Here is a 24,493-nt window from a genome sequence, read left to right as displayed (position 1 = left end):
CAGCCGCCAATAGCCAGGAGATGGGCGGCACCGCGTTGCATGAAACGCGGTACCGTTCTGACGGCGGCTGCGAGGCGCAGTATCAGGCGATCTGTGAGGCCTCGACGACGGCGAGCGCCGCCATGTTGACAACGCCACGGGAAGTGACCGACGGCGAGAGAATATGGGCCGGAAGCGCCGTCCCGAGCAGGATGGGACCGACATGCAGACCATCGGTCATGGTCTTGACCACGCCGAGCGTGATATTGGCCGCATCGAGATTGGGGAAGACCAATAGATTGGCTTCGCCGGAAAGCGCGCTGTCCGGCATAACGTGGCGGCGCAGGCTCTCGGAAATGGCGCTGTCGCCATGCATTTCGCCATCGACCTCCAGATCCGGCGCTGCCTTGCGGACGAGAGCCAGCGCTTCGCGCATCTTGGTAGCGCTTTCCGACTCCCGGGAGCCGAAGTTGGAATGCGAGACGAGGGCAGCGCGCGGCTCGATGCCGAAGCGCTTGATTTCCTCGGCAGCCAGCCAGGTGGATTCCGCGATTTCCTCGGCTGTCGGATTAAAGGTCACATAGGTATCGGTGTAGAAAGTCGCGCCCCGCTGCGAAATGAGCAGGCTCAATGCCGAGAAATCACGAACGTCCGGCCGCTTGCCGATGACCTGGCGGACGATGCGCAAATGACGCTCATAACGGCCTTCGAGACCGCAGATGAGCGCATCGGCTTCGCCGCGCTTCAGAGCAAGTGCGCCGATGACGGTCGTATTGGTGCGAACGATGGTGCGCGCTGCTTCGGGGATAACGCCCGCGCGGCCGACCAGCGAGAAATAAAGCTCGACATATTCGCGGAAGCGGGGATCGTCTTCCGGATTGATGACGGCAAAATCGGTATTCGGACGGATCTTCAGGCCGTAGCGCTTCAGGCGCGTCTCGATGACGGAAGGACGGCCGATCAGGATCGGGACGGCCGTGCCTTCTTCAAGAAGAACCTGGGCGGCGCGCAGCACGCGTTCGTCCTCGCCTTCGGAAAAGACGACGCGCTTGCGCTCGGCAATCTTCGCGGCCGCAAAGATCGGCTTCATGACGAAGCCCGAGCGGAAGACGAAGCGGTTGAGCTCGTCCATATAAGCGTCGAAATCGGTGATCGGACGCAGGGCGACGCCGCTGTCTGCGGCTGCCTTTGCCACGGCCGGCGCAATGCGCAGGATGAGGCGCGGGTCGAAGGGCGAAGGGATCAGATAGTTGGGCCCGAAGACCGGAGTTTCGCCGGTATAGGCCCGCGCCGCGACATCGGAAGGCTCCTCGCGGGCAAGTGCTGCGATGGCGCGCACGGCGGCCATCTTCATCTCTTCGTTGATCGTCTTCGCGCCGCAATCGAGCGCGCCGCGGAAGATATAGGGGAAGCAGAGGACGTTGTTGACTTGGTTCGGGAAATCCGAGCGGCCGGTGCAGATCATCGCATCGGGGCGGGCGGCACGGGCGAGATCCGGCATGATTTCCGGCGTCGGATTGGCGAGCGCCATGATCAGCGGCTTTTCGGCCATCTGCGCCAGCAGTTCGGGCTTCAGCACGCCGGCGGCGGACAGGCCGAGGAAGACGTCGGCGCCCGGAATGGATTCGGCCAGCACGCGCTTGTCGCTGTCCTGGGCGTACACGGACTTCCACTCGTCCATCAGGACGTTGCGGTCCTTGTAGACCAAGCCTTCGATATCATGAACCCAGATGTTTTCGCGCCTGGCGCCGAGAATGACGAGCAGGTTGAGGCAGGCAAGCGCGGCTGCGCCCGCGCCGGAGGCGACGATCTTGACCTCTTCGATCTTCTTGCCGGCCAGTTCCAGTCCGTTGAGGATGGCGGCAGCGACGATGATGGCGGTGCCGTGCTGATCGTCGTGGAAGACCGGAATTTCCATTTTCTCGCGCAGGCGGCGCTCGACGTCGAAGCATTCCGGCGCTTTGATGTCTTCGAGATTGATACCGCCGAAGGTCGGTTCGAGCGCCGAGACGGTGTTGACCATCTCATCGACCGTCGGCGCTGCGATTTCGATGTCGAAGACATCGATGCCGGCGAATTTCTTGAAGAGAACGGCCTTGCCTTCCATGACTGGCTTGGAAGCGAGCGGGCCGATATTGCCGAGGCCGAGGACCGCCGAACCGTTGGAAATCACCGCTACGAGATTGGCGCGGGACGTGTAATAAGCGGCCGTTTCCGGATTGTCGCGAATGGCAAGACAGGGCGCGGCGACGCCGGGCGAATAGGCAAGCGCCAGATCGCGCTGGTTGCCGAGCGGCTTGGTGGCCTGGATTTCAAGCTTGCCGGGGCGGGGATAGCGATGGAAATAGAGCGCCTGTTCATCGAAATCGCCACTCGCCATGTTTTCGGCTTTTTTCGAAGTGTCGTGCGTATCCATCTCGCGGTCTCCATTCCTGCCTGCGCTTTGAGTCTTCTGCATACATCAATCGCTTCGCCTTCACAGTATGGAATTGAGGTCACAAAGCGTTTTTGTCGCGACAAAACTGAATTGCCTTTTTTGCAAGAATTAAGCGGCGCGCGTCCCTTGGATCGAACGCTGCGCTGGCGGCTGAGCCGTCAAGCACAGGGATTGTCATCTTCCTGAAACACGAGTCTGGTTTTGGAATAGCCAACGTAGGATAGGGCACGGACGTATAGTTCGTGAATGAAAACATGGACCCCCGGCATTTCCGAACGCTATTCATTTCTGACGTGCACCTCGGCTCGAAGGCCGCCAAGGCGGACTACCTGCTCGACTTTCTCCGTCATCACGAAGCCGATACCATATTTCTGGTCGGTGACATCGTGGATGGCTGGAGACTGAAGCGAAACTGGTACTGGCCCCAGCACTGCAACGACGTGGTCCAGAAGCTCCTGCGCAAGGCGCGCAAGGGTACGCGCATCGTCTATATCCCCGGCAATCACGACGAATTCCTGCGTGACTTCCCCGGCATGCATTTCGGCGGCATCGAGGTGGCGCAGCGCGCCATGCATGAAACGGCCGACGGCAAGAAATATCTGGTGCTACATGGCGATGAATTCGATGTCGTCGTCCGCAATGCCCGCCTGCTCGCCTATCTTGGTGATTGGGCCTATGACACGGCAATCCTGATCAACATCGGCCTTGCAGCGGTACGCCGCCGGCTGAACATGCCATACTGGTCCTTCTCGGCCTGGGCGAAGCTGCAGGTAAAGCACGCCGTCAATTTCATCGGCGAATTTCAGCGTGTCGTGGCCGAAGAGGCCAAGCGCAACGACGCCGATGGCGTCATCTGCGGCCATATCCACCATGCGGTGATCGAGGATCTCGATGGCATCCGTTACATCAACACGGGCGACTGGGTGGAAAGCTGCACGGCGATTGCCGAACACGAAGACGGCACGTTCGAGCTGATTACCTGGCAGAATATTCTCGAGACGCAACCGGTTGGCTCGCCTGTCGAGGAAATGCCGCGGGCACTCGGGGCACAGGCAGCATAATTCTGCGCCTGTTCACAGGCTTGCTAATAGCTTGTCATAATTATTGAACGCCTCCGGCTTCGGTTTTTCCGAAACGGTACGGTTTGGCCATTTCTCGCCATAGTCGTATTCTCGATAGCGTGATAGGGACAAATGAGTTCCCTTCAGGTCTGTCATGATTCCCGCGATCAAGTCCTTCCAGGGCGAGGGTGCGCCTCCATATTTCCGCTTGCGCACTGCCTTGTCCTACTGCGCTCCGTTGTTCGTCAACGGAATTGCCCTGCCGTTTTTCCCCGTCTGGCTGGCGGGGCTGAATTTCAATGACCATGAGATCGGCCTGGTGCTTGCCATTCCCATGGTCGTTCGGGTGCTCGTGACACCCATCATCGCGGTGCTCGCCGATCATATGACGGAGCGGGCGGATGTGTTGCTATGGTCGGGTGCCCTGTCGCTGCTGACGGCTGTCGCGCTCTACTGGACGAGCGACTTCTGGCCGGTGCTTCTGGTCTACGGCATTCAGGGCGCCACCTACGCGCCTTACGTGCCCGTGGTTGAGTCGATCGCCATGTCGGGCGTGCGCCGCTGGGGCTTCGACTATGGCTCCATGCGGGTCTGGGGATCGATTACATTCATCCTGTCGACCCTTCTCGGCGGCCAGCTGATTGGCATGTGGGGCGGCACCACTGTCTTGCCGGTAATGGTGGCCGGATTCATTCTGACGACGCTGATGGGGTTTTTCGCCCCGCGCATCGGGCCGACGCGCCGGCGCAACCTGCCGATCAATCTGCAATCGCCGACCGGAAATCTGCGCTCGCCGCACTTGCTCATCACTATGATCGGCGTGTCGATCCAGCAATCGAGCCATGCGATGCTTTATACGTTTGCATCGATCTACTGGCATAAGCTTGGCTTTTCCGGCGCGCAAATTGCTGTTCTATGGAGCATCGGCGTCGCGGCTGAGGTGATGGTTTTCTTCCTGTCGAAGAAGCTCAGTCGGCGGTTCAGCGCCTGGACATTGATCTTTTTCGGCGCGACCATGTGTATTCTGCGCTGGATCCTGTTTCCGATCAATTTCGGCTTCTTCGGCTATTTCATCCTGCAGTGTTTTCATTCCTGCACCTATGCCTGCGTCCACACAGGCATTCAGCGTCGCATAGTGGCCTCAGTGCACGAAACGCAGGAATCATCGGCCCAGGGGGCGTATTATTTTTACAATGGCATGTTCTTAGGGTTGATGACCCTTGCATCCGGCTATCTCTATGCCTGGCTTGACCTCGCCAGTTATTATGTCATGGCCGGCATTGCAGCCTTCGGGCTGGTTATGGTCATTTTCGCCTACGGGCTGCAGGCCAGGACGCCGGCAATCGGCGGCGGCGCTCACGGCGTATCCTGATGCGGTGCAACAAATTCATTTGGATATCAAAAAGCCGTGACATAAGTTGGCGTCGGCGCGAGATGGAAATTCCACGCATAGTCGGTGTATTAAGCATTGACCAAGCGGGCTCACCGAGTCGGCGTATGTTGTGCCAGATTTGAAAGACGCATGAGTTTGAAAGCAGCCGAGCAAAAGTCCGATGCACCGAAGATCGATGATGCGCCCGAAGGCGCAGGCCATCGCTATCGGCTGCAAGGCAATTGGCGCAGCGCCAATGTGCATGGCGTGCTGCGACAGATCGAGCAGTTGTCCAAGCGCAGCTCCGGCGGCGACGTCGTGATCGATCTTTCCGGTCTTTCGGATGTGGATACGGCAGGTGTGCTGCTGATCCGCCGGCTGAAAGAAAGCCAGGAAGCACACAAGGCTCGCGTTACGATCGAGGGGTCCAATCCGCATATCGACGAATTGCTGACGACTTTCGACGCGCATCCGGACGATGAGGCGGCAGCGGCGAAGCCGAGGAAATCATGGGCGGAGCGTTTCTTCGCGCCTATCGGCGAAAGCGTCTACGATATCTGGGGCAATCTCATTGCCGCCATGTATATACTGGGTTCGGCCGTGCGCGGCGGCCAGCTCAAGTTTGGCCGCGGCAGCGGTGTTTCGCCAGCCTCGATCATCAATCAGATCGATCATATGGCTGTGCGCGCCGTTCCGATCATCCTGCTGATGTCATCGCTGATCGGCGCAATCATCGCCCAGCAAGGTGCTTTCCAGCTGCGTTATTTCGGCGCGGAAATCTTCGTGGTCGATCTGGTCGGAATCCTGCAATTGCGCGAAATCGGCGTGCTTCTGACCGCGATCATGATTGCCGGCCGTTCCGGCAGCGCGATTACCGCCGAAATCGGCTCCATGAAGATGCGCGAGGAAGTCGACGCGCTGAAGGTTATGGGCCTGAACCCCGTCGGCGTGCTCATCTTTCCCCGGCTGGTGGCGCTGACGGTGGCCTTGCCGCTGCTGACGGTTATTGCCAACTTTGCCGCGCTTTTTGGCGCTGCATTGGTGTCCTGGGCCTATTCCGGCATCACGTTTGCGACCTTCATCTCGCGCCTGCATGAGGCCGTCAGCCTTTCAACGGTCATTTCAGGCATGATCAAGGCGCCGTTCATGGCGCTGGTGATCGGCATCGTCGCCGCAGTCGAGGGCTTGAAGGTGGGCGGTAGCGCCGAGTCTCTCGGTCAGCACGTGACGTCATCGGTGGTGAAGTCGATCTTCGTCGTTATCCTCATGGATGGGCTTTTCGCCATGTTCTATGCGGCAATCGATTTCTGAGGGACGATAACGATGAGCGCGCTTCACTCGGAAATCCCGTTGGAAAAAGATGAGCAGGGCAGGGACATCGTGCTGTCGGCTCGGGATGTCACTGTGGCTTTCGGCTCGAAAGTTGTTCTCGATAAGTTGAACCTCAATATCTATCGCGGCGAAATCCTCGGTTTCGTTGGCGCTTCCGGCGCCGGCAAGTCCGTGCTGCTGCGCACTGTGCTGCGGCTCCTGCCGCGCCGATCGGGCAAGATCGAGATCCTCGGCGAAGATTACGACAAGCTCGACGAAGAGGATCGCAATCGGCTCGACATGCGGCTTGGCGTGCTCTTTCAGCAAGGTGCACTGTTTTCCTCGCTGACGGTCAAGGAAAACATCCAGGTACCGATGCGGGAATATCTGGACCTGCCGAAAGAGATGATGGACGAGCTTGCGCTGATGAAGATCCGCATGGTGGGTCTCGCCGCTGACGCAGCCGACAAATATCCTTCCGAGCTTTCGGGCGGCATGATCAAGCGCGCGGCGCTGGCGAGAGCCCTGGCGCTCGATCCCGACCTCGTTTTCCTCGATGAGCCGACCTCGGGCCTCGATCCGATCGGTGCGTCGGAGTTCGACGAATTGATTGCCAAGCTGCGCGACACGCTGGGCCTGACCGTTTATATGGTGACTCACGACCTCGACAGCCTGTTTTCCGTCTGTGACCGTATTGCTGTCCTCGGACAGAAGCGGGTATTGGTGGAAGGCACGGTTGAGGACATGCTCGCCTGTGATGACCCCTGGGTGCAATCCTACTTCAGGGGCAAGCGCGCACGCTCGATCGTGCCGCGCGAGGACATCAGAGGGCACAACGACGACAAAGGCGCAGGCGCCCACAGCCGCGAGAAGTGACTGGAGACAATGGAAACCAAAGCCAATTACACGATCGTCGGGTTCTTCACGCTGGTTGTCATCGCTGCCGCCTTCGGCTTCGTCTACTGGATGGCGGAATACGGCCGGGGCGGTCCGATGGTCGAGCTCGTCGTGCGCATTCCGGGCTCGGCAAATGGGTTGAGCGTCGGCTCGCCGGTCCGCTTCAACGGTATTCAGGTCGGTTCGGTGCAGGGCCTTTCAATCGATGCCGACGACCCGAACTATTCTCTCGCTTTCACGCAGGTGCGCGCCGATGCACCAGTCTACACCTCGACCAAGGCCATTCTTGAGATCCAGGGCCTGACGGGTGCTGCCTATATCGAGCTTTCCGGCGGTCGCAACAGCGACGAAAATATCCTCAAGCGCTCGATCGACACGGGCAAGCGAGCGGTATTGCTCGCAGACCAGTCGAGCGTGACCAACCTGTTGACGACGGCCGACAAGATCCTGAACCGCGCCAACGACACGATCGGCGACATCCAGGGCTTCGTCTCGGATTCGCGCGGGCCGCTGACGGACACCGTGCGCAATGCGCAGAAATTCTCCAAGGCCATCGCTGACAATTCCGACAATATCGACAAGTTCCTGGCAAGCGTCGGCCAGCTTTCCGATACCTTCAAGACGGTCTCGGTCCGCGTCGACTCGACGTTGGATGCGATCGAAAAGCTGGTGCGCGCTGTCGATGCCCAGAAGGTCAACGACGTCATCGCCAATGCCGACAAGATCACGGCCAATGTCGCCGATGCGACGACCGATCTGAAGGCGACGATTGCAAGTTTCAAGCAGACGGCCGACACCTATACGACGTTTGGTCAGAACGCTCAAAAGACCCTGGATCGAGTCGATGCGATCGTCGCGCAGATCGATCCGGCCAAGATCAAGGGATCGGTTGACGATATTGCCGATGTGACGAAACAGGCTCGTACCGCGGTTGCCTCGATCCGGGACGTCGCTAACTCGGTTGCCTCGCATCAGCAGGATATCGATCAGACGATTGCCAATGCCCGCGAGATTTCGACCAAGCTCAATGCGGCGTCCGGCAAGGTCGACGGCATCCTGACCAAGGTCAATTCCTTGCTCGGCGACGACAGCACCAAATCGCTGTTTGCAGAAGCCAAGGACACGCTCGAATCCTTCAAGAAGATGGCGGACAATCTCAATTCCCGCATCGGGCCGATCGCCGACAATCTGCAGAAGTTTTCCAGCAGCGGCTTGCGCGATGCCCAGACCCTCATCAACGACATGCGGGGCACGGTTGACAATCTGAATAGTACAATCACTAATTTCGACCGCAATCCGCAACGACTGATTTTCGGCGGGGATACGGTCAAGACTTACGACGGCCGCGCGCGGCATTGATGAAGAGCGATATCTGGTCTCCAGGGGATAAGCGAAATATGGTCGGTTGCGTGTCGAGTGAGCGTCATCAGGTGTGGAAAGCTGTGATCGCGTTGCCGTTGCTCGCGGCCTTGCTGGGAGGCTGTGGAACCTCCTCCAACAATGATACCTACGATCTTTCCGCGTCGGCGAAGACGAATGGACCTTCGGTCAAAAGCCGCCAGATCCTCATCCCGCCGCCGACCGCGCTGCAGGCTCTGGACAGCAATCAAATCGTCATTCGCGTCTCGGGCTCGGAAATTCAATATCTCGGCAAATCGCAATGGAGCGACAAGCTGAGCAAGATGGTGCAATCGAAGCTGGTCGAGGCTTTCGAGAATACCGGCAAGCTCGGTGGCGTCGGCGTACCCGGGCAGGGGCTTGCAATCGACTATCAGATCGTCACCGATATCCGCTCCTTCGAGATCAATGCGTCCGGTGGCCATAAGACGGCAGTCGTCGAAATTTCCGAAAAGATCCTGAACGATCGCACCGGTACGGTGAAGGCCCAGAACGTATTCCGGAAGGTTGTGCCGGTCAGCGGCGGCAGCAATCCCGATTTCGTGCGGGCGCTCGATGCCGCATTTGCCGGTGTGACAGGCGAACTCGTCGACTGGACGTTGCGCTCACTGTAAGGGCGGTCAGCGCTCCATCAACTCCTTCAGCGTCTTCAGATCCCGCATGACATGCGCGGCATCGGCCGCGAATTGCTCTGCCTCCATGCCCGGTAGCTCAAGCACGGTGAACATGACCTCGCAACCATCGCCGTTCGGTACGACGCGTAAGGCATTATAGACTTGCAGATCGGATTCGAGCGTTACCCAATGGTCGATGACACCAAAGTCATTGCGGGGTGAGAAGCGCACACGTGCAGTGCCGAGCGTGCCTTCGGCGATCCAATCATTGCCATCCTGCGTCAGCCCGGATGCCAGGCCTGAGGCCCAGAAGGGCATGTTTTCAGGACGGCTGGCGTAGTCGTAGACCTTCCTCCAGTCGCGATCGATGGAGATATGTACGATCTTCGCATTCATGGTCGACATGGTGTTTTCCTCCTCTATATCACCATCAAGGGACTGAGACCGGCTGAACAAGCCAGGGTTCGCACGCGAATGAATCGCCAATTCGGCAACATTGTTGCACAGTCCTGCAAAGGGAACGATTCACGGCTTTCGGAGGCTTGCCGTTTTCCGCCCGGAGTGCAACAACAGCCCCAACGCAGGGCTGCCGCCTGTCGCGCCAAGCGCCGGCGGCATTGCGTCTCATCGGATATTGCTGCGTCTTCAGGGTGGGCTGAGCGCAGTGAACGGTTCATTGGAGGATTGTCGTGGAAAAGGCAGAAATCGGGCTGATCGGTCTCGCGGTAATGGGATCGAATCTGGCGCTCAACATCGCTGAAAAAGGCAACAAGATTGCAGTGTTCAACCGTACTCCTCAGGTAACGGATGAATTCTACGCGAATGCGGGCGCACTCAAGGACAAGATCATTCCCTGCAAGACGATCGAGGAGTTCGTCGAGGCAATCCGTCCGCCACGGCCGATCATCATCATGATCAAGGCCGGCGAGCCGGTCGACCAGCAGATGGCGGCGCTGCAGCCCTATCTGGACAAGGGCGATATCATGATCGACGCCGGCAATGCCAATTTCCGCGACACGATCGCCCGCTTCGACCGCCTCAAGGATACCGGCCTGACCTTCATCGGCATGGGCGTGTCCGGCGGCGAGGAAGGTGCGCGCCATGGCCCCTCCATCATGGTCGGCGGCACGGAAGAGTCCTACAAGCGCGTCGAAAAGGTGCTGACCTCGATCGCTGCGAAATACAACGACGATCCATGCGTTGCCTGGCTCGGCAATGACGGCGCCGGTCACTTCGTCAAGACGATCCACAACGGCATCGAATATGCCGATATGCAGATGATCGCCGAAATCTACGGCATCCTGCGCGACGGCCTCGGCAAGAGCGCTGCCGATATCAGCTCGATCTTCGGCGAATGGAACAAGGGTCGCCTCAACTCCTATCTCATCGAGATTACCGAGAAGGTTCTTGCCGCGAAGGATCCCGCAACCGGCAGCGCCATGCCTGATGTCATTCTCGACAAAGCCGGCCAGAAGGGCACCGGCAAGTGGTCGGTTATCGAAGCCCAGAACATGGGCATTCCTGCAACCGCCATCGAAGCCGCCGTTGCCGCCCGCAGCCTCTCGGCCATCAAGAGCCAGCGCGAGGCCGCCGAGAAGATCTTCGGCACGCCGGACTACAAGTTCCCGATCGCCTTCGGCCCCGACCTCTTGAAGGATCTGGAACTGGCGCTTTTTGCTGCCAAGATCGGCGCCTACGCGCAGGGCTTTGCCGTCATGACCGAGGCTTCGAAGGAGTTCAACTGGTCGCTGCCGATGCCCGTCATCGCCAAGATTTGGCGTGCCGGCTGCATCATCCGCTCACAGTTCCTCGATGAGATCACCAGCGCCTTCACGAAGACGCCGGATGCGGCGAACCTGATCGTTACTCCGGCCTTTGCAGAGATGGTCAAGGAATCGATCCCGTCGCTGCGCCGCATCGTTTCGGCTGCGACTGCTGCCGGCCTGCCGGTTCCCGCGCTTGCTTCTGCGTTGACCTATTTCGACGCGTATCGCCAGGCGCGCGGCACCGCCAACCTGATCCAGGCTCAGCGCGACTTCTTCGGCGCTCACGGCTTCGACCGTGTCGACGGCAAGGATATTCACCACGGCCCATGGGGCAGTGGTGCTACAGCCTGATAGAGTAGTCGGATACGATGATCAAAAGGCCTGCCGGTGAAACCCTGCAGGCCTTTTCCTTATCAGCCGTTTGACCAGACGGGCGGGCTGATGCTTTGCAGAAGCTCGGGCTCCACGCCGTCGATGCGCGCGATGACCGCCTTGGCGAGCTCCCGGCCGGCATGACGAAAGTCTTCCGACGCCGCAATGATATCGGGCCTGATCCAGCTCAAGACATCGGTCGATTGCTTGGCGACCATGTCGATGTCACGCCCGAGACGAAAACCAGCGGCCTCGATTCCGGCATTGACGGCAATGGCGCCGCCGCTGCTGGAGCAGATGAAACCATCGGGTGCATGTGGAGAGCGCATCAGTGCTTCGACCGTGTCCTTGATATCGGCAAGGGTGTTGTCCGTGGTGATCCCGAGCGGGATCTCTTCAGCACCATATTGACGCAAACCCGTCTGGAAACCGATGCGGGTATGCGAATAGTAAGTCAGCTTGTTGGAGGGCTGCAGAAGCGCCAAGCGACGCCGTCCTTTGGCGACCAGCGCCTGCACGGCTTCGTGCGTGAAGGCTTCGTTGTCGAAATCATGGAAGGGGTGGACGATGCCCATATCCGTCCGTCCATGCGTGGAAAAAGGCATGCCGCGATCATGCATGAGCGCGACGCGCGGATCGTTGGGTTCGGTGCGCGATATGATGACGCCGTCGGCCGAGCCAGTATCCAGGATATAGCGGACCGGAACCAGCGAGTCCTTGCTAAGCGAATGCGGCGTGATGACCAGATGATACTGGGTACCGGCGAGAACCTCGGAAATGCCGAAGACGATCTGGCTGGTAAAGCCCATGATGTCTTCGTGCATGCTCAGGACCAGGGCGATAACATTGGTCTTTCCGGTCCTGAGACGTACGCCGGCGCGATTGGGATGATATCCCAGCTGCCGCGCGACCATGCGCACCCGCTGTTTGGTCTCGGCGCCGATGTCAGGAGCATCTTTCAAGGCGCGAGAGACGGTGGTTATCCCAAGCCCGGTCATAAAGGCGATCGTCTTGAGCGTCGGCCGTTCATGTGTAGACTGCGCTGTGCTGCTGCCGGAAATCTTTTTACTGTCCATATCCTGCAATGCTGCCTCCCGCGACCGACCGCTTATAGTGCCCGCAACAGCGCTGCAAGCATATTTGTGATGTGGTCACTCCTTCCTCGTCTCGAAAATCTGTAACGATACAGTGGAAAAGTCGAGCACTTTTTCTCATGTCGAGAAAACTAATATATGCGACGGTTTAATCCGCATCCTTTTTCCAAAATTTGCAGATGCATGAGATGGTTTCTGGTGTTCGGTGGATGATGTAAAAAATAGATAAATATAATCAGTAACTTAAATTTTCCTGACACTTGCGAATGGTGGGATGAATGATGGGCATTTTGGCTTATTCGAAAGAAGGTATATAATTTGAGGCGCTATATTTGAGCCTGCTGAAAAATTTTATGAGCGAGCGGTTGCGCGTTGAAAATGATTCGACTAGGTTTTTCCGGCAACGTTTCAGTGAGGGAGGAGAACTCATGAATATTCGTTTGATGGCCGCTGTGCTGGCCGCTTCAGTTGCATTGCCGCTTGGTGCGGCCAAGGCAACTGATCTTGAGGTAACGCATTGGTGGACTTCCGGTGGTGAAGCTGCCGCCGTGGCGGAATTGGCAAAGGCGTTCGACGCGACCGGTAATCACTGGGTCGATGGTGCGATCGCCGGCTCGGGCGGCACTGCTCGTCCGATCATGATCAGCCGCATCACCGGCGGCGATCCCATGGGTGCCACCCAGTTCAACCACGGTCGTCAGGCCGAGGAGCTGGTGCAGGCCGGCCTGATGCGCGATCTGACCGACGTCGCGACGCAGGAGCATTGGAAGGACATCATCCGTCCGTCGAGCCTGCTCGATTCCTGCACGATCAACGGCAAGATCTATTGTGCCCCGGTTAATATTCACTCCTGGCAGTGGCTCTGGCTTTCGAATGCTGCTTTCAAGAAGGCCGGCGTTCCGGTTCCGAAGAATTGGGATGAATTCGTTGCCGCCGCTCCTGCGCTGGAAAAGGCAGGCATCGTTCCGCTCGCTGTCGGTGGCCAGCCATGGCAGGCGGCAGGTGCCTTTGACGTCTTGATGGTCGCCATCGCCGGCAAGGATAACTTCGAGAAAGTGTTCAAGGACAAGGACGCGAAAGTCGCTGCCGGACCGGAGATTGCCAAGGTCTTCAAGGCTGCCGATGACGCACGCAAGATGTCCAAGGGCTCCAACGTTCAGGATTGGAACCAGGCCACGAACTTGGTCATCACCGGCAAGGCCGGCGGCCAGATCATGGGAGACTGGGCACAGGGTGAGTTCGCCTTGGCAGGCCAGAAGGCCGGCACGGACTATACCTGCCTTCCCGGCCTCGGTGTCAATGAAGTCATTTCCACAGGCGGCGACGCATTCTACTTCCCGCTGCTGAAGGATGAGGCCAAGTCGAAGGCTCAGGATGCGCTCGCGAAGACGCTTCTCGATCCGAAGACCCAGGTTGCCTTCAACCTGAAGAAGGGTTCGCTGCCGGTGCGCGGCGACGTGGACCTCACAGCAGCCAACGACTGCATGAAGAAGGGCCTAGAAATTCTGAAGAAGGGTAATGTGATCCAGGGCACGGACCAGCTTCTTTCTGCCGACAGCCAGAAGCAGAAAGAAGATCTGTTCTCCGAGTTCTTCGCCAATCCTTCGATGACGCCGGAAGCGGCTCAGAAGCGCTTCGTCGAGATCATCGCTGCTGCTGATTGATCTCTATCTTCTCGCTGTAGTGATACCGGCCTCGCGTTGCGGGTCGGTATCACGGCCGGGACACGTCCTGTGATCCGGCTGGCTACGGCGCCCTTCGGCGGCGGACTCCCAGAGATGTGACGTTCGGCCGTGGATGAGGAGGAAGCGACAGGGACTGAGACCGGGTCATGGTCCAGAGTTCCTGATCGTCGAAGCAATCGCGCGTTAGAAGGAGCTACAATGACGGGTCATGCGAAAGCCGGCCGGCCAAATCAATTTCTTCGCAATCTGAATTCGAAGATTGCATCCATTCCAATGATCCTGACGGCCGTCGTTATCTTCCTCGGCGGCACGATCTGGACAGTGGTTTATTCCTTCACCAATTCAAAGCTGCTGCCACGTCTCAGCTTCGTCGGGCTGGACCAATACCACCGTTTGTGGGCGGCGCCGCGCTGGGTCGTGTCCATTGAGAATCTTGCCGTTTACGGCATTTTTTCCATGATCTTCAGTCTCGTCATCGGCTTCGTGCTGGCTGCGCTGATGGACCAGAAGATCCGGTTCGAAAACACCTTCCGCACGATTTTTCTTTATCCTTTCGCTCTCTCCTTCATTGTCACCGGCCTCGTCTGGCAGTGGCTGCTCAACCCCGAATTCGGCATCCAGTCCGTGGTGCGCTCGCTCGGTTGGACGACATTTACTTTCGATCCGCTCTATACCCCGAGCATCGTCATCTACGGTGTGCTGATTGCAGCTCTTTGGCAGGGAACGGGGCTCGTGATGTGCCTGATGCTCGCAGGCCTGCGTGGTATTGACGAAGATATCTGGAAAGCGGCGCGCGTGGACGGGATTCCGATGTGGCGGACCTATCTCTTCATCGTCATTCCGATGATGCGCCCCGTCTTCATCACCACACTGGTCATCATAGCCAGCGGTATCGTCAAGGTGTACGACCTCGTCGTCGCGCAAACGAGCGGCGGACCCGGTATCTCTTCCGAAGTTCCGGCGAAATACGTCTACGACTACATGTTCCAGGCGCAGAACCTTGGACAGGGGTTTGCTGCTTCCACCATGATGCTGGTGACTGTCGCAATCATCGTCATTCCCTGGGCTTATCTGGAATTCGGCGGAGGGCGCAAACGTGTCTAATCCTGTTACTCTCAAGAATGTAAACGGCGGTACCGCCTTGACGGAAAAGACGCTCTCCGGACCGAGTGGCCGCAAGCCGCGCCGGGTGATTTCCGGCCGCAATATCATGCTCTACGGTACGCTCTTCGTCGCCGCGGCCTATTACCTGTTGCCGCTGTATGTGATGATTGTCACGTCGCTGAAGGGGATGCCTGAAATCCGGCTCGGCAACATCTTCTCGCCGCCGCTCGAGATCACTTTCGAACCATGGGTGAAAGCCTGGGCAACGGCTTGTACGGGCCTCAATTGTGACGGCCTTTCCCGCGGTTTCTGGAATTCCGTGCGCATCACTGTGCCGTCGACGATCCTGTCGATCGCGATTGCCTCGGTCAACGGCTATGCGCTTGCCAATTGGCGCTTCAAGGGAGCCGATCTGTTCTTTTCGATCCTGGTGATCGGGGCGTTCATTCCGTATCAGGTGATGATTTATCCGATCGTCATCGTGCTACGCGAAATCGGCATCTACGGTACGCTGACCGGACTTATCCTGGTGCACAGCATCTTCGGCATGCCGATCTTGACGCTGTTGTTCCGGAATTATTTCGCGTCGCTGCCGGTGGAGCTTTTCAAGGCCGCGCGTATCGATGGCGCCGGATTCTGGCAGATTTTCCTGCGCATCATGTTGCCCATGTCGCTACCGATCTTCGTCGTCGCCATGATCCTTCAGGTCACAGGCATCTGGAACGACTTCCTGTTCGGCGTCGTCTTCACCAGGCCCGAATATTATCCGATGACCGTCCAGCTCAACAATATCGTCAATTCCGTCCAAGGCGTGAAGGAATACAACGTCAACATGGCGGCAACGATCCTCACCGGTCTTGTTCCACTTATCGTCTATTTCGTGTCCGGGCGACTCTTCGTCCGCGGCATCGCCGCCGGCGCAGTGAAGGGGTGATCCATGAACAGTAGCGTTTCCATCAAAGACCTCTCGCTCGATTTCGGCGCGGTCACCGTTCTGAAGAACCTCAACCTCGAGATCAATGACGGTGAATTCCTGGTGCTTCTCGGTTCGTCGGGCTGTGGTAAATCAACTTTGTTGAATTGCATTGCCGGCCTGCTCGATATCACCGAGGGGCAGATCTTCATCAAGAACAAGAACGTCACCTGGGAAGAGCCCAAGGATCGCGGCATCGGCATGGTATTCCAGTCCTATGCCCTCTATCCGCAGATGACGGTCGAGAAGAACCTGTCCTTCGGCCTGCGCGTTGCCAAGGTGCCGCAGGACGAGATCGACAAGCGCATCGCGCGGGCTGCCGAGATCCTGCAGATTCAGCCGTTGTTGAAGCGCAAGCCGGCCGAGCTTTCGGGCGGCCAGCGCCAGCGCGTCGCGATCGGCCGCGCCCTGGTGCGCGACGTCGATGTGTTCTTGTTCGACGAGCCGCTTTCGAACCTCGATGCCAAGCTGCGCTCGGAACTGCGCGTCGAAATCAAGCGGCTACATCAGTCGCTGAAGAATACCATGATCTACGTGACCCATGACCAGATCGAGGCGCTGACTCTCGCCGACCGCATCGCGATCATGAAGAACGGCGTCATCATGCAGCTCGATGATCCCACGACGATCTACAATGAGCCGCGCAATCTCTTTGTGGCCGGCTTCATCGGCTCGCCGTCGATGAATTTCCTCAAGGGCGAACTGGTAAACCGCGAAGGCAAGGTCGTGTTCGCGACCAATGACGTGCTGTTTTCTCTCGACGGCTACAAGGCCGGCGAGCCTCTGCAGGCCGGCCGCAAGGTAGTGCTGGGCGTCCGTCCCGAGCATATCAAGGTCAATGAAACGGCCGCGTTGGGTGCCGAGATTCACGATGCCACGGTCGATATCGAAGAGCCGATGGGCGCCGATAATCTGCTCTGGCTGAAGCATGCCGGTCACACGATGTCGGTTCGCGTCAACGGCGCGAGGCGCTTTGGCCCCGGTTCGGCCGTAAAGCTTGGCTTCGACATGTCTCTCGCATCGCTCTTCGATGCGCAGACAGAACTCAGAATATGATCCCATGCCCGGAGGCGGCCCGGCCGCCTCCTTCTTTGCAGCGGTCCGAGGAGGTCCGATGTCTTCTTCCATCAATGATAGCCTCACCGTCGATCTGGCCGGATCGTGGAGGCTGACGTCTCCCGACAGTGATCACTCGCTGTCCATGTCTCTGCCCGGTGACGTTCATTCCGCGCTCCATGCTGAGGAGCTTATTCCCGATCCTTATTTCGCGCGGAATGAAGAGATCGTGCAGTGGGTCGCCAAGCAGGACTGGGAGCTGACGCGCAGCTTCGTACTCGATGATGCCGGCGGAGACTGGTATCTCGATATCGATTATCTCGACACAGTCGCCAGCGTCTACGTCAACGATGCGTTGGTGCTGGAGGGCAATAACTGTTTTCAGCGTTATCGCCCCGACGTCTCGAAGGTGCTGAAGGCGGGTGAGAACACCATTCGCATCGTCCTGCATTCGAGCATTTCGGCTGGTGCTGCCCTGCAGGTGAAGCAGCCTTTCTACATTCCCTACAGCACCGGCAATTCGCCGATCCCGAACGGGAACATGCTGCGCAAGCCGCAATGCCATTTCGGCTGGGATTGGAACATTGCGATTGCGCCGCTTGGCCTCTATGGCACCATCGCGCTGAAGAAGCTCGAAATCGCCCGTATCGAAAATGTCGTCACCCAACAGATTCATAATGATGACGGCTCGGTCGATCTCAAGGTGACGGTGGCACTATTTGCCAAGGGAACGGGGATCGCGCAGCTTTATTTCTCGCTTGATGACGAGCGGGTTCGCCTCGATGTCGGCGTCAACGCCGGCGAGACGTCGATCACCCATTTCTTCCATATCGACAAGCCTAAGCTTTGGTGGCCGGCAGGCAATGGCGAGCAGGCACTCTATACGTTGTCGGTGGAAACCAATTTTGAAACCGTCACGCGGCAGATCGGCCTGCGCACGGTCGAGTTGATTACCGACGAGGACGAGGCTGGCAGCCGTTTCGCGTTGAAGGTCAACGGTCGCGAGATATTTGCCCGTGGGGCCAATTGGATCCCAGCCGATGCCCTGTTCTCACGCTCCAATCCGGCCGCGACCGAGGATCTGCTGCAATCGGCCGTCGATGCCAATATGAATGCGATCCGCGTCTGGGGCGGCGGCTTCTATGAGCATGACTGGTTCTACGACACCTGCGATCGTCTAGGTCTGATGGTGTGGCAGGACTTCATGTTTGCCTGCAATCTCTATCCCTCGACTGGCGACTTCCTGGAGAATGTCGAAGAGGAGGTGGGTTATCAGGTGCGCCGGCTTGCGACGCATCCGTCCATCGTTCTCTGGTGCGGCGACAATGAGCTGGTGGGTGCGCTCACCTGGTTCGAGGAGTCCCGCAAAGATCGGGATCGCTATCTCGTCTCCTACGATCGCCTGAACAGGACAATCGAGACGGCGATGAAGAAGGCGCTGCCGGATGCGATCTGGTGGCCGTCGAGCCCGGCTTCGGGCTATCTCAATTTCGGCGACGCCTGGCATGCCGATGGTTCCGGCGACATGCATTACTGGTCCGTCTGGCACGAGAACAAGTCCTTCGACAATTATCGCTCCGTCCGTCCACGCTTCTGCTCGGAATTCGGCTTCCAGTCCTATACCTCGCTGCCCGTCATCAAGACCTATGCCGAGGCGAAGGATATGAATATCGCCTCTCCGGTCATGGAACTGCACCAGAAGAATGCCGGCGGCAACGAGCGCATTGCCGGCACGATGTTCCGCTATTTCCGCTTTCCCAAGGATTTCCCGAATTTCGTCTATCTGAGCCAGGTCCAGCAGGGCCTCGCCATCAAGACGGCGGTGGAATATTGGCGTTCGCTGAAGCCGCATTGCATGGGCACTATTTACTGGCAGCTCAACGACACCTGGCCTGTCGCTTCGTGGTCCAGCCTGGATTACGGCGGCCGGTGGAAGGTTATGCACTACCTGGTGCGGCGCTTCTTCCAGCCTGTATCCGTTGCGGCAATTCCTTCGGACGACAATAAGACGATCCGCTTCTCTCTGGTCAACGACACCAATGCCGATGTGGTGGTCGATATTTCCGTATCGCTGCTCAAGCTTGATGGTGAGCGCGTGCCACTGACGACGGCGCATGCCGTCTGCACGCCGGATGTCGCCGTCACGGCGTTGTCGATCGATGCGGATCAGGTTCCCACCGATTGCCTGCTGGCGTGGCGCTTCACCGCATCGAACGGCATGGGCGGCGAGGGGCATTATGTTCACGGCACCTACAAGGCGCTTGAGCTTCAGCCCGCCGGCTTGACGGTGTTGCGGGAGGAGAAAGAGGAAAACGGGACCGTGGAACTCACCATCACCGCAAGGGGACTTGCGCTGTTCGTGATGATCGAGAGCGAGGCGGAAGGGCGTTACTCCGACAACGCCTTCGATCTTGCCGCCGGCGAAAGCCGCCGCGTCGTGTTCACGCCCACCAAGCCGCTCGCAAGCGGCGTGCCCGAATTCCGCATCTACGATCTGCAATCCAGCCAGTCGGTGGATAGCTAACCGGCGATAGCCGGCTGATGGATTGAGCTATTGCGTCGCAGTGGCGGCGCTTTCGGGGCCCCAAGCCCCAAGACGGACGGCCCGAAGGCCATTGGAGGACTATTGATGACGAAACTTGGATTTCAGCTCTACAGCGCCCGCAATTTCCAGCCTTATTCGGAGATCTTCGTAAAGCTCGGCAAGGCCGGCTATGCCGAAGTCGAAGGCTTCGGCGGTATCTATGCCGATCTTGATGAGGCCGGCCTCAAGAACCTGCGCGCCGAACTCGACAAGAACGGCCTGCGGATGGCAAGCGGCCATTTCAGCCCGGATTTCCTCGACGGCGAGGTGCAGAAGTCGCTCGCGATCGCCAAGACCCTGGGCATGGATTCGATCTATGCGCCCCATATCGGCGCCGATCAGCGCCCGAAGGATGCCGCCGGCTGGCTCGCCTTCGGCAAGCGCCTGCATGAAATGAGCAAGCCTTACAAGGATGCAGGCTTCGAATTCGGCTGGCACAACCACGACTTCGAATTCGTCAAGCAGGCCGACGGCTCACTGCCGATCGAGCAGATCTTCGAAGGTGCTCCGGATATTTCCTGGGAAGCCGATATCGCCTGGGTCATCCGTGGCGGCGGCGATCCCTTCGCCTGGATCGAAAAGCTCGGTCCGCGCATCACCGCCGTTCACGTCAAGGACATTGCGCCGGCTGGCGAGAACAAGAATGAAGATGGCTGGGCCGATGTCGGGTACGGCACCGTTCCGTGGGCAGGACTGCTCAAGGCGCTCGCCGGTACCAAGGTCAAGCACTTCGTCGTCGAACATGACAATCCGAGCGACGTCGATCGCCTGATCACGCGCTCCATCGCATCCTTCAAGAGCTTTTGAGGCACTTCCACATGGCTAAGGAACTTGGCGTCGGCATCATCGGATGCGGCAACATTTCAACTACCTATTTCTCGCTGGCACCGCTCTTCAAAGGCCTGAAGGTGCTGGCCTGCGCGGATATCAACATGGAAGCGGCGCGTGCGCGCGCCGAAGAATACAAGGTCAGGGCCCAGACGATCGACGAGCTGCTCGCCAATGACGAGCTCGATGTCATCGTCAACCTGACCATCCCGGACGCGCATTTCCCGGTTTCCAAGCGCATCCTCGAAGCCGGCAAGCACGTCTACTCCGAAAAGCCGCTCGTGCTGACGCTGGAGCAGGGTGAGGAGCTCCGTCGCATCGCCAAGGAAAGGGGGCTGGCGGTCGGCTGCGCTCCGGACACCTTCCTCGGTGGTGCACATCAGCTCGCCCGCAAATTCATCGATGACGGCGGTATCGGGCGCGTCACTTCGGGCGCATGCTATGTGATGAGCCCGGGCATGGAAATGTGGCATCCGAACCCGGACTTCTTCTTCCTGCCTGGCGGCGGCCCGATCCTCGATCTCGGCCCTTACTACGTCGCCAATCTGATCAACCTGATCGGTCCGGTGAAGCGCGTGGGTGCGATGACCTCCATGGCATCGCCGACCCGCACCATCACCAGCCAACCGCGTCATGGCGAGATTATCCCGGTGAAGACCCCGACGACGATCCAAGCGCTGCTGGAATTCGTCAGCGGCGCTCGGATTACGCTGACGGCGAGCTGGGATGTGTGGTCGCACCGCCATGCCAATATGGAGCTCTACGGCACCGAAGGCTCGCTCTACGTGCCCGATCCGAACTTCTTCGGCGGCACCGTCGAGGCGAGCGGCCGCGACAAGGACATCAAGCCGCTGGAGAACTGGGCGCATCCTTTCGGCATCGTCAACCAGGAAAGCCCGAACGGCTCGCGCGCCAACTACCGCACGGCCGGCCTTGCGGACATGGCGGCCTCGCTGATCGACGGACGCGATGCCCGTTGCTCGCTCGACCGCACCCTGCATGGCGTCGATGTCATGACCTCGATCCTGAAATCCGGCGAGGAAGGGCGTTTCATCGATCTCAGCACGACCTGCACACAGCCCGCAGCGCTCGGCATCGAAGAGGCTCAGGCGCTCTTGAAGTAGGCGCAGGAAGAGCTAGTTTGCGCGCGGGTGACCAATCCCGCGCGCTTTTTTCATCTCGAAGGAATTCCATCATGGCCTGGCAACCGGCATCCGATCGTTATTCAAAAATGAAATACAACAGGACCGGCCGTTCCGGTCTGAAACTGCCGGCGGTCTCGCTGGGGCTCTGGCACAATTTCGGCGGCGACACGCCGCATGACCGCAAGGTCGACATGTGCCGTACGGCCTTCGATCTCGGCATCACCCATTTCGACCTCGCCAACAACTATGGACCGCCTCCCGGCAGCGCCGAGACCGCGTTCGGCGAGATCCTGCGCACCGATTTTGCCGGTTTGCGCGACGAGCTCGTCATCTCCTCCAAGGCCGGCTACAATATGTGGCCGGGTCCCTATGGCGAATGGGGCAGCCGCAAATATCTGATCGCCTCCTGCGATCAGAGTTTGAAGCGCATGGGCCTCGACTATGTCGATATCTTCTATTCCCACCGCTTCGATCCGGATACGCCGCTCGAGGAGACCTGCGGTGCGCTCGACCATATCGTCCGCTCGGGCAGGGCACTTTATGTCGGTATTTCCTCCTACAACTCGCAGCGTACGCGTGAGGCTGCCGCCATCCTCAAGGACCTCGGCACGCCATGCCTGATCCATCAGCCGAGCTATTCCATGCTTAACCGCTGGGTCGAGGATGACGGTCTGGTCGATACGCTCGAGGACCTCGGCATCGGATCAATCGTCTTCTCGCCGCTCGCTCAGGGCATGCTCTCGACCAAGTATCTCGGCGGTATTCCGGAAGACAGCCGTGCCGCACAGAACCACTTCCTGAAGCGCGAGTTCATCCGCCCGTCGATCATCGACAACATCAGAAAGCTGAACGAGATCGCCGAAAAGCGCGGCCAGACGCTGGCGCAAATGGCGATCGCCTGGGTTCTGCGCGGCGGCCGCATCACGTCGGCTCTGATCGGGGCCAGCCGTTCGTCGCAGATCGTCGATTGCGTCAAGGCGCTTGATAATCTCGACTTCACTGCCGAAGAGCTGAAGCAGATCGATGTCTATGCCAAGGAGGCTGATATCAATCTCTGGGCCAAGTCGGCTGAACGCGACTGATCATCATAAGGCGCCCGGGACCTGGTTCCGGGCGTCTCATTTGTATGACCGCACATCGCCGCATGTCGTGGTCTCTGGAGGAGAGAATTTCATGATCCGCAATCCGATCCTGCCGGGCTTCAATCCCGATCCATCCATCTGCCGCGTGGGCGAGGACTACTATATCGCTACCTCGACATTCGAATGGTATCCGGGCGTGCAGATCCATCATTCGCGCGACCTCGTGAACTGGACGCTCGTGAGACGGCCGCTGGAGCGGGCTTCGCAGCTCGATATGCGCGGCGAGCCCGACAGCTGTGGCATCTGGGCGCCTTGCCTCTCCTATGCGGATGGGCTGTTCTGGCTCGTCTATACCGACGTCAAGCGCTATGACGGCAACTTCAAGGACGCCCATAACTACATCGTGACCTCGCCAACCATCGAAGGCGAATGGTCCGAGCCGGCCTATGTCAATTCCTCCGGTTTCGATCCATCCCTGTTCCACGACGATGACGGCCGCAAGTGGTTCGTCAACATGCAATGGAACCATCGCACCGAGAGCTATGGCGGCTCGCCGAAAACGCCGGCTTTCGACGGTATCCTGCTGCAGGAATGGGATCCGGCGACGAAATCGTTGAAGGGGCCGATCAGGAACATCTTTGCCGGCACCGAGCTGGGGCTGGTCGAAGGGCCGCATCTCTTCAAGCGGAACGGTTGGTACTATCTGACCACGGCTGAAGGCGGCACCGGCTACGATCATGCCGTGACCATGGCTCGATCCCGCGACATTGCCGGGCCATACGAACTACATCCGAACAAGCATCTGATCACCTCGAAGGATCATCCGGACGCGGCGCTGCAACGTGCGGGCCATGGCCAGTATGTCGAGACCCATGATGGCCAGTTCTACCATACGCATCTCTGTGGGCGGCCTTTGCCTCCGCATCGTCGCTGTACGCTCGGTCGGGAAACGGCCCTGCAGAAATGCGTTTGGAAAGAGGATGGCTGGCTCTATCTCGAAAACGGCACCAGTGTTCCCGATGTCAATGTCGTCGGCTTGAACGGTGCCGTGCCGGTCGAGAAGGCGCGCCGTAGCGGTTACAATTTCGACGAGGGCAGGCTGCCGACGGATTTCCAATGGCTGCGCACGCCGCAACCGGAACGCATCTTCAGCGTGACGGAGCGGCCCGGCCATTTGCGGCTTATCGCCCGCGAGAGCATCGGTTCCTGGTTCGAGCAATCGCTCGTTGCCCGCCGTCAGGAGCATCACAGTTTCCGCGCTGAAACGGTCGTCGATTTCGAACCCGACACCTATCAGCAGGTTGCGGGCCTGACGCACTATTACAATCGCTTCAAGCTGCATGCCATCGCCGTGACCTTGCACGAGAAGCTCGGCCGCTGCGTCACTATCATGACCTGCCCGGGCGATTATCCGAATGGCCGCTTGAGCTTTCCGATCGAGGGCGGCGTCGCTGTGCCGGATGGGCGGATCCAGCTTGCGATGGAGGTGCGGAACAACGATCTACAGTTCTTCTGGCAAGCGGAAGGCATGGGCGCATGGCAGGCGATCGGGCCAGTACTCGATGCCGGCGTCATCTCCGATGAGGGCGGGCGCGGCGAGCACGGCTCATTCACCGGTGCGTTCGTGGGCATGTTTGCCTTCGACCTCTCAGGCCGGGCAAAGACAGCGGATTTCGACTGGTTCAACTACGATGAGCTGTGAGGGATGATGACTTCCGGTAGCGCGCTGTAAAGC

19 protein-coding genes are annotated in these 24,493 nt (G+C 58.9%); 16 read left to right on the top strand and 3 right to left on the bottom strand.

Annotation, left to right across the window (positions count from 1 at the left end):
• Positions 1 to 82: 82 nt before the first annotated feature.
• Positions 83 to 2,395, bottom strand: a complete 2,313-nt coding sequence (locus AC13RE_RS02535; protein ID WP_488561834.1) for an NADP-dependent malic enzyme — start codon at positions 2,393 to 2,395, stop codon at positions 83 to 85.
• 275 nt (positions 2,396 to 2,670) lie between these two features.
• Here AC13RE_RS02535 and AC13RE_RS02530 point away from each other — a divergent pair, with 275 nt between their 5' ends.
• The 6 genes from AC13RE_RS02530 (at position 2,671) to AC13RE_RS02505 (ending at position 9,069) form a co-directional block, all read left to right on the top strand.
• Positions 2,671 to 3,477, top strand: coding sequence for a UDP-2,3-diacylglucosamine diphosphatase (locus AC13RE_RS02530; RefSeq protein ID WP_132716810.1), 807 nt, complete (start codon positions 2,671 to 2,673; stop codon positions 3,475 to 3,477).
• Positions 3,478 to 3,631: 154 nt separating this feature from the next.
• Entirely contained in the window at positions 3,632 to 4,849 is a 1,218-nt protein-coding gene (locus AC13RE_RS02525) for an MFS transporter (RefSeq protein WP_132716809.1), read from the top strand.
• Positions 4,850 to 4,999: 150 nt separating this feature from the next.
• Positions 5,000 to 6,160, top strand: a complete 1,161-nt coding sequence (locus tag AC13RE_RS02520; protein ID WP_488561833.1) for an MlaE family lipid ABC transporter permease subunit — start codon at positions 5,000 to 5,002, stop codon at positions 6,158 to 6,160.
• A 12-nt stretch (positions 6,161 to 6,172) separates the two neighbouring features.
• Positions 6,173 to 7,036, top strand: coding sequence for an ABC transporter ATP-binding protein (locus AC13RE_RS02515; protein ID WP_041677900.1), 864 nt, complete (start codon positions 6,173 to 6,175; stop codon positions 7,034 to 7,036).
• A gap of 9 nt (positions 7,037 to 7,045) precedes the next feature.
• On the top strand, positions 7,046 to 8,416 hold the full coding sequence (locus AC13RE_RS02510; protein WP_015340103.1) for an MlaD family protein: 1,371 nt from the start codon (positions 7,046 to 7,048) through the stop codon (positions 8,414 to 8,416).
• A gap of 38 nt (positions 8,417 to 8,454) precedes the next feature.
• The gene (locus AC13RE_RS02505; protein ID WP_488561832.1) at positions 8,455 to 9,069 is read left to right on the top strand and encodes an ABC-type transport auxiliary lipoprotein family protein; all 615 of its coding nucleotides are present in this window, start codon (positions 8,455 to 8,457) and stop codon (positions 9,067 to 9,069) included.
• A 6-nt stretch (positions 9,070 to 9,075) separates the two neighbouring features.
• Here the strand turns inward: AC13RE_RS02505 and AC13RE_RS02500 are convergent, their stop codons facing one another.
• The gene (locus AC13RE_RS02500; RefSeq protein WP_488561831.1) at positions 9,076 to 9,474 is read right to left on the bottom strand and encodes an SRPBCC family protein; all 399 of its coding nucleotides are present in this window, start codon (positions 9,472 to 9,474) and stop codon (positions 9,076 to 9,078) included.
• A 284-nt stretch (positions 9,475 to 9,758) separates the two neighbouring features.
• Between AC13RE_RS02500 and gndA the strand changes: the two genes are divergently transcribed.
• A complete protein-coding gene (gndA, locus tag AC13RE_RS02495) occupies positions 9,759 to 11,186 on the top strand; it encodes an NADP-dependent phosphogluconate dehydrogenase (protein ID WP_488561830.1) in 1,428 nt (475 codons plus the stop codon).
• A gap of 62 nt (positions 11,187 to 11,248) precedes the next feature.
• On the opposite strand, the gene AC13RE_RS02490 is transcribed toward gndA, so the two are convergent.
• The gene (locus AC13RE_RS02490) at positions 11,249 to 12,283 is read right to left on the bottom strand and encodes a LacI family DNA-binding transcriptional regulator (protein WP_132716805.1); all 1,035 of its coding nucleotides are present in this window, start codon (positions 12,281 to 12,283) and stop codon (positions 11,249 to 11,251) included.
• A gap of 446 nt (positions 12,284 to 12,729) precedes the next feature.
• On the opposite strand from AC13RE_RS02490, the gene AC13RE_RS02485 reads away from it, so the two are divergent.
• The 9 genes from AC13RE_RS02485 to AC13RE_RS02445 all read left to right on the top strand — a co-directional run bounded on the left by AC13RE_RS02485 (position 12,730) and on the right by AC13RE_RS02445 (position 24,460).
• Positions 12,730 to 13,965 (top strand): ABC transporter substrate-binding protein, encoded by a 1,236-nt coding sequence (locus tag AC13RE_RS02485; protein WP_015340098.1) that lies wholly within the window; start codon positions 12,730 to 12,732, stop codon positions 13,963 to 13,965.
• Positions 13,966 to 14,184: 219 nt separating this feature from the next.
• The gene (locus AC13RE_RS02480; protein WP_488483260.1) at positions 14,185 to 15,090 is read left to right on the top strand and encodes a carbohydrate ABC transporter permease; all 906 of its coding nucleotides are present in this window, start codon (positions 14,185 to 14,187) and stop codon (positions 15,088 to 15,090) included.
• The gene (locus AC13RE_RS02475; protein ID WP_488561829.1) at positions 15,083 to 16,024 is read left to right on the top strand and encodes a carbohydrate ABC transporter permease; all 942 of its coding nucleotides are present in this window, start codon (positions 15,083 to 15,085) and stop codon (positions 16,022 to 16,024) included. Before AC13RE_RS02480 ends, AC13RE_RS02475 begins: the two co-directional genes overlap by 8 nt.
• A gap of 3 nt (positions 16,025 to 16,027) precedes the next feature.
• Positions 16,028 to 17,119: an ABC transporter ATP-binding protein gene (locus tag AC13RE_RS02470; RefSeq protein WP_488561828.1), complete on the top strand. Its 1,092-nt coding sequence runs from the start codon at positions 16,028 to 16,030 to the stop codon at positions 17,117 to 17,119.
• 58 nt (positions 17,120 to 17,177) lie between these two features.
• Entirely contained in the window at positions 17,178 to 19,643 is a 2,466-nt protein-coding gene (locus tag AC13RE_RS02465; protein WP_488561827.1) for a beta-mannosidase, read from the top strand.
• Between the two features lie 105 nt (positions 19,644 to 19,748).
• Entirely contained in the window at positions 19,749 to 20,510 is a 762-nt protein-coding gene (locus AC13RE_RS02460; RefSeq protein WP_488561826.1) for a sugar phosphate isomerase/epimerase family protein, read from the top strand.
• Between the two features lie 11 nt (positions 20,511 to 20,521).
• The gene (locus AC13RE_RS02455) at positions 20,522 to 21,655 is read left to right on the top strand and encodes a Gfo/Idh/MocA family protein (protein WP_488561825.1); all 1,134 of its coding nucleotides are present in this window, start codon (positions 20,522 to 20,524) and stop codon (positions 21,653 to 21,655) included.
• 71 nt (positions 21,656 to 21,726) lie between these two features.
• On the top strand, positions 21,727 to 22,758 hold the full coding sequence (gene mgrA, locus AC13RE_RS02450; protein WP_488561824.1) for an L-glyceraldehyde 3-phosphate reductase: 1,032 nt from the start codon (positions 21,727 to 21,729) through the stop codon (positions 22,756 to 22,758).
• A 91-nt stretch (positions 22,759 to 22,849) separates the two neighbouring features.
• On the top strand, positions 22,850 to 24,460 hold the full coding sequence (locus tag AC13RE_RS02445) for a glycoside hydrolase family 43 protein (protein ID WP_488561823.1): 1,611 nt from the start codon (positions 22,850 to 22,852) through the stop codon (positions 24,458 to 24,460).
• Positions 24,461 to 24,493 lie beyond the last annotated feature (33 nt).

This window comes from Martinezella sp. CNPSo 3959 (genome assembly GCF_057784355.1).
Note: the sequence above shows the minus strand (reverse complement) of the source record. Positions and strands in the feature narration are given on the sequence as shown.

Excerpts from the sequence above, each read along its gene's own strand:
- AC13RE_RS02535 (WP_488561834.1), bottom strand. The coding sequence starts at position 2,395 with ATGGATACGCACGACACTTCGAAAAAAGCCGAAAACATGGCGAGTGGC.
- AC13RE_RS02530 (WP_132716810.1), top strand. The coding sequence starts at position 2,671 with ATGGACCCCCGGCATTTCCGAACGCTATTCATTTCTGACGTGCACCTC.
- AC13RE_RS02525 (WP_132716809.1), top strand. The coding sequence starts at position 3,632 with ATGATTCCCGCGATCAAGTCCTTCCAGGGCGAGGGTGCGCCTCCATAT.
- AC13RE_RS02520 (WP_488561833.1), top strand. The coding sequence starts at position 5,000 with ATGAGTTTGAAAGCAGCCGAGCAAAAGTCCGATGCACCGAAGATCGAT.
- AC13RE_RS02515 (WP_041677900.1), top strand. The coding sequence starts at position 6,173 with ATGAGCGCGCTTCACTCGGAAATCCCGTTGGAAAAAGATGAGCAGGGC.
- AC13RE_RS02510 (WP_015340103.1), top strand. The coding sequence starts at position 7,046 with ATGGAAACCAAAGCCAATTACACGATCGTCGGGTTCTTCACGCTGGTT.
- AC13RE_RS02505 (WP_488561832.1), top strand. The coding sequence starts at position 8,455 with ATGGTCGGTTGCGTGTCGAGTGAGCGTCATCAGGTGTGGAAAGCTGTG.
- AC13RE_RS02500 (WP_488561831.1), bottom strand. The coding sequence starts at position 9,474 with ATGTCGACCATGAATGCGAAGATCGTACATATCTCCATCGATCGCGAC.
- AC13RE_RS02490 (WP_132716805.1), bottom strand. The coding sequence starts at position 12,283 with ATGGACAGTAAAAAGATTTCCGGCAGCAGCACAGCGCAGTCTACACAT.
- AC13RE_RS02485 (WP_015340098.1), top strand. The coding sequence starts at position 12,730 with ATGAATATTCGTTTGATGGCCGCTGTGCTGGCCGCTTCAGTTGCATTG.
- AC13RE_RS02480 (WP_488483260.1), top strand. The coding sequence starts at position 14,185 with ATGACGGGTCATGCGAAAGCCGGCCGGCCAAATCAATTTCTTCGCAAT.
- AC13RE_RS02470 (WP_488561828.1), top strand. The coding sequence starts at position 16,028 with ATGAACAGTAGCGTTTCCATCAAAGACCTCTCGCTCGATTTCGGCGCG.
- AC13RE_RS02465 (WP_488561827.1), top strand. The coding sequence starts at position 17,178 with ATGTCTTCTTCCATCAATGATAGCCTCACCGTCGATCTGGCCGGATCG.
- AC13RE_RS02460 (WP_488561826.1), top strand. The coding sequence starts at position 19,749 with ATGACGAAACTTGGATTTCAGCTCTACAGCGCCCGCAATTTCCAGCCT.
- AC13RE_RS02455 (WP_488561825.1), top strand. The coding sequence starts at position 20,522 with ATGGCTAAGGAACTTGGCGTCGGCATCATCGGATGCGGCAACATTTCA.
- mgrA (WP_488561824.1), top strand. The coding sequence starts at position 21,727 with ATGGCCTGGCAACCGGCATCCGATCGTTATTCAAAAATGAAATACAAC.
- AC13RE_RS02445 (WP_488561823.1), top strand. The coding sequence starts at position 22,850 with ATGATCCGCAATCCGATCCTGCCGGGCTTCAATCCCGATCCATCCATC.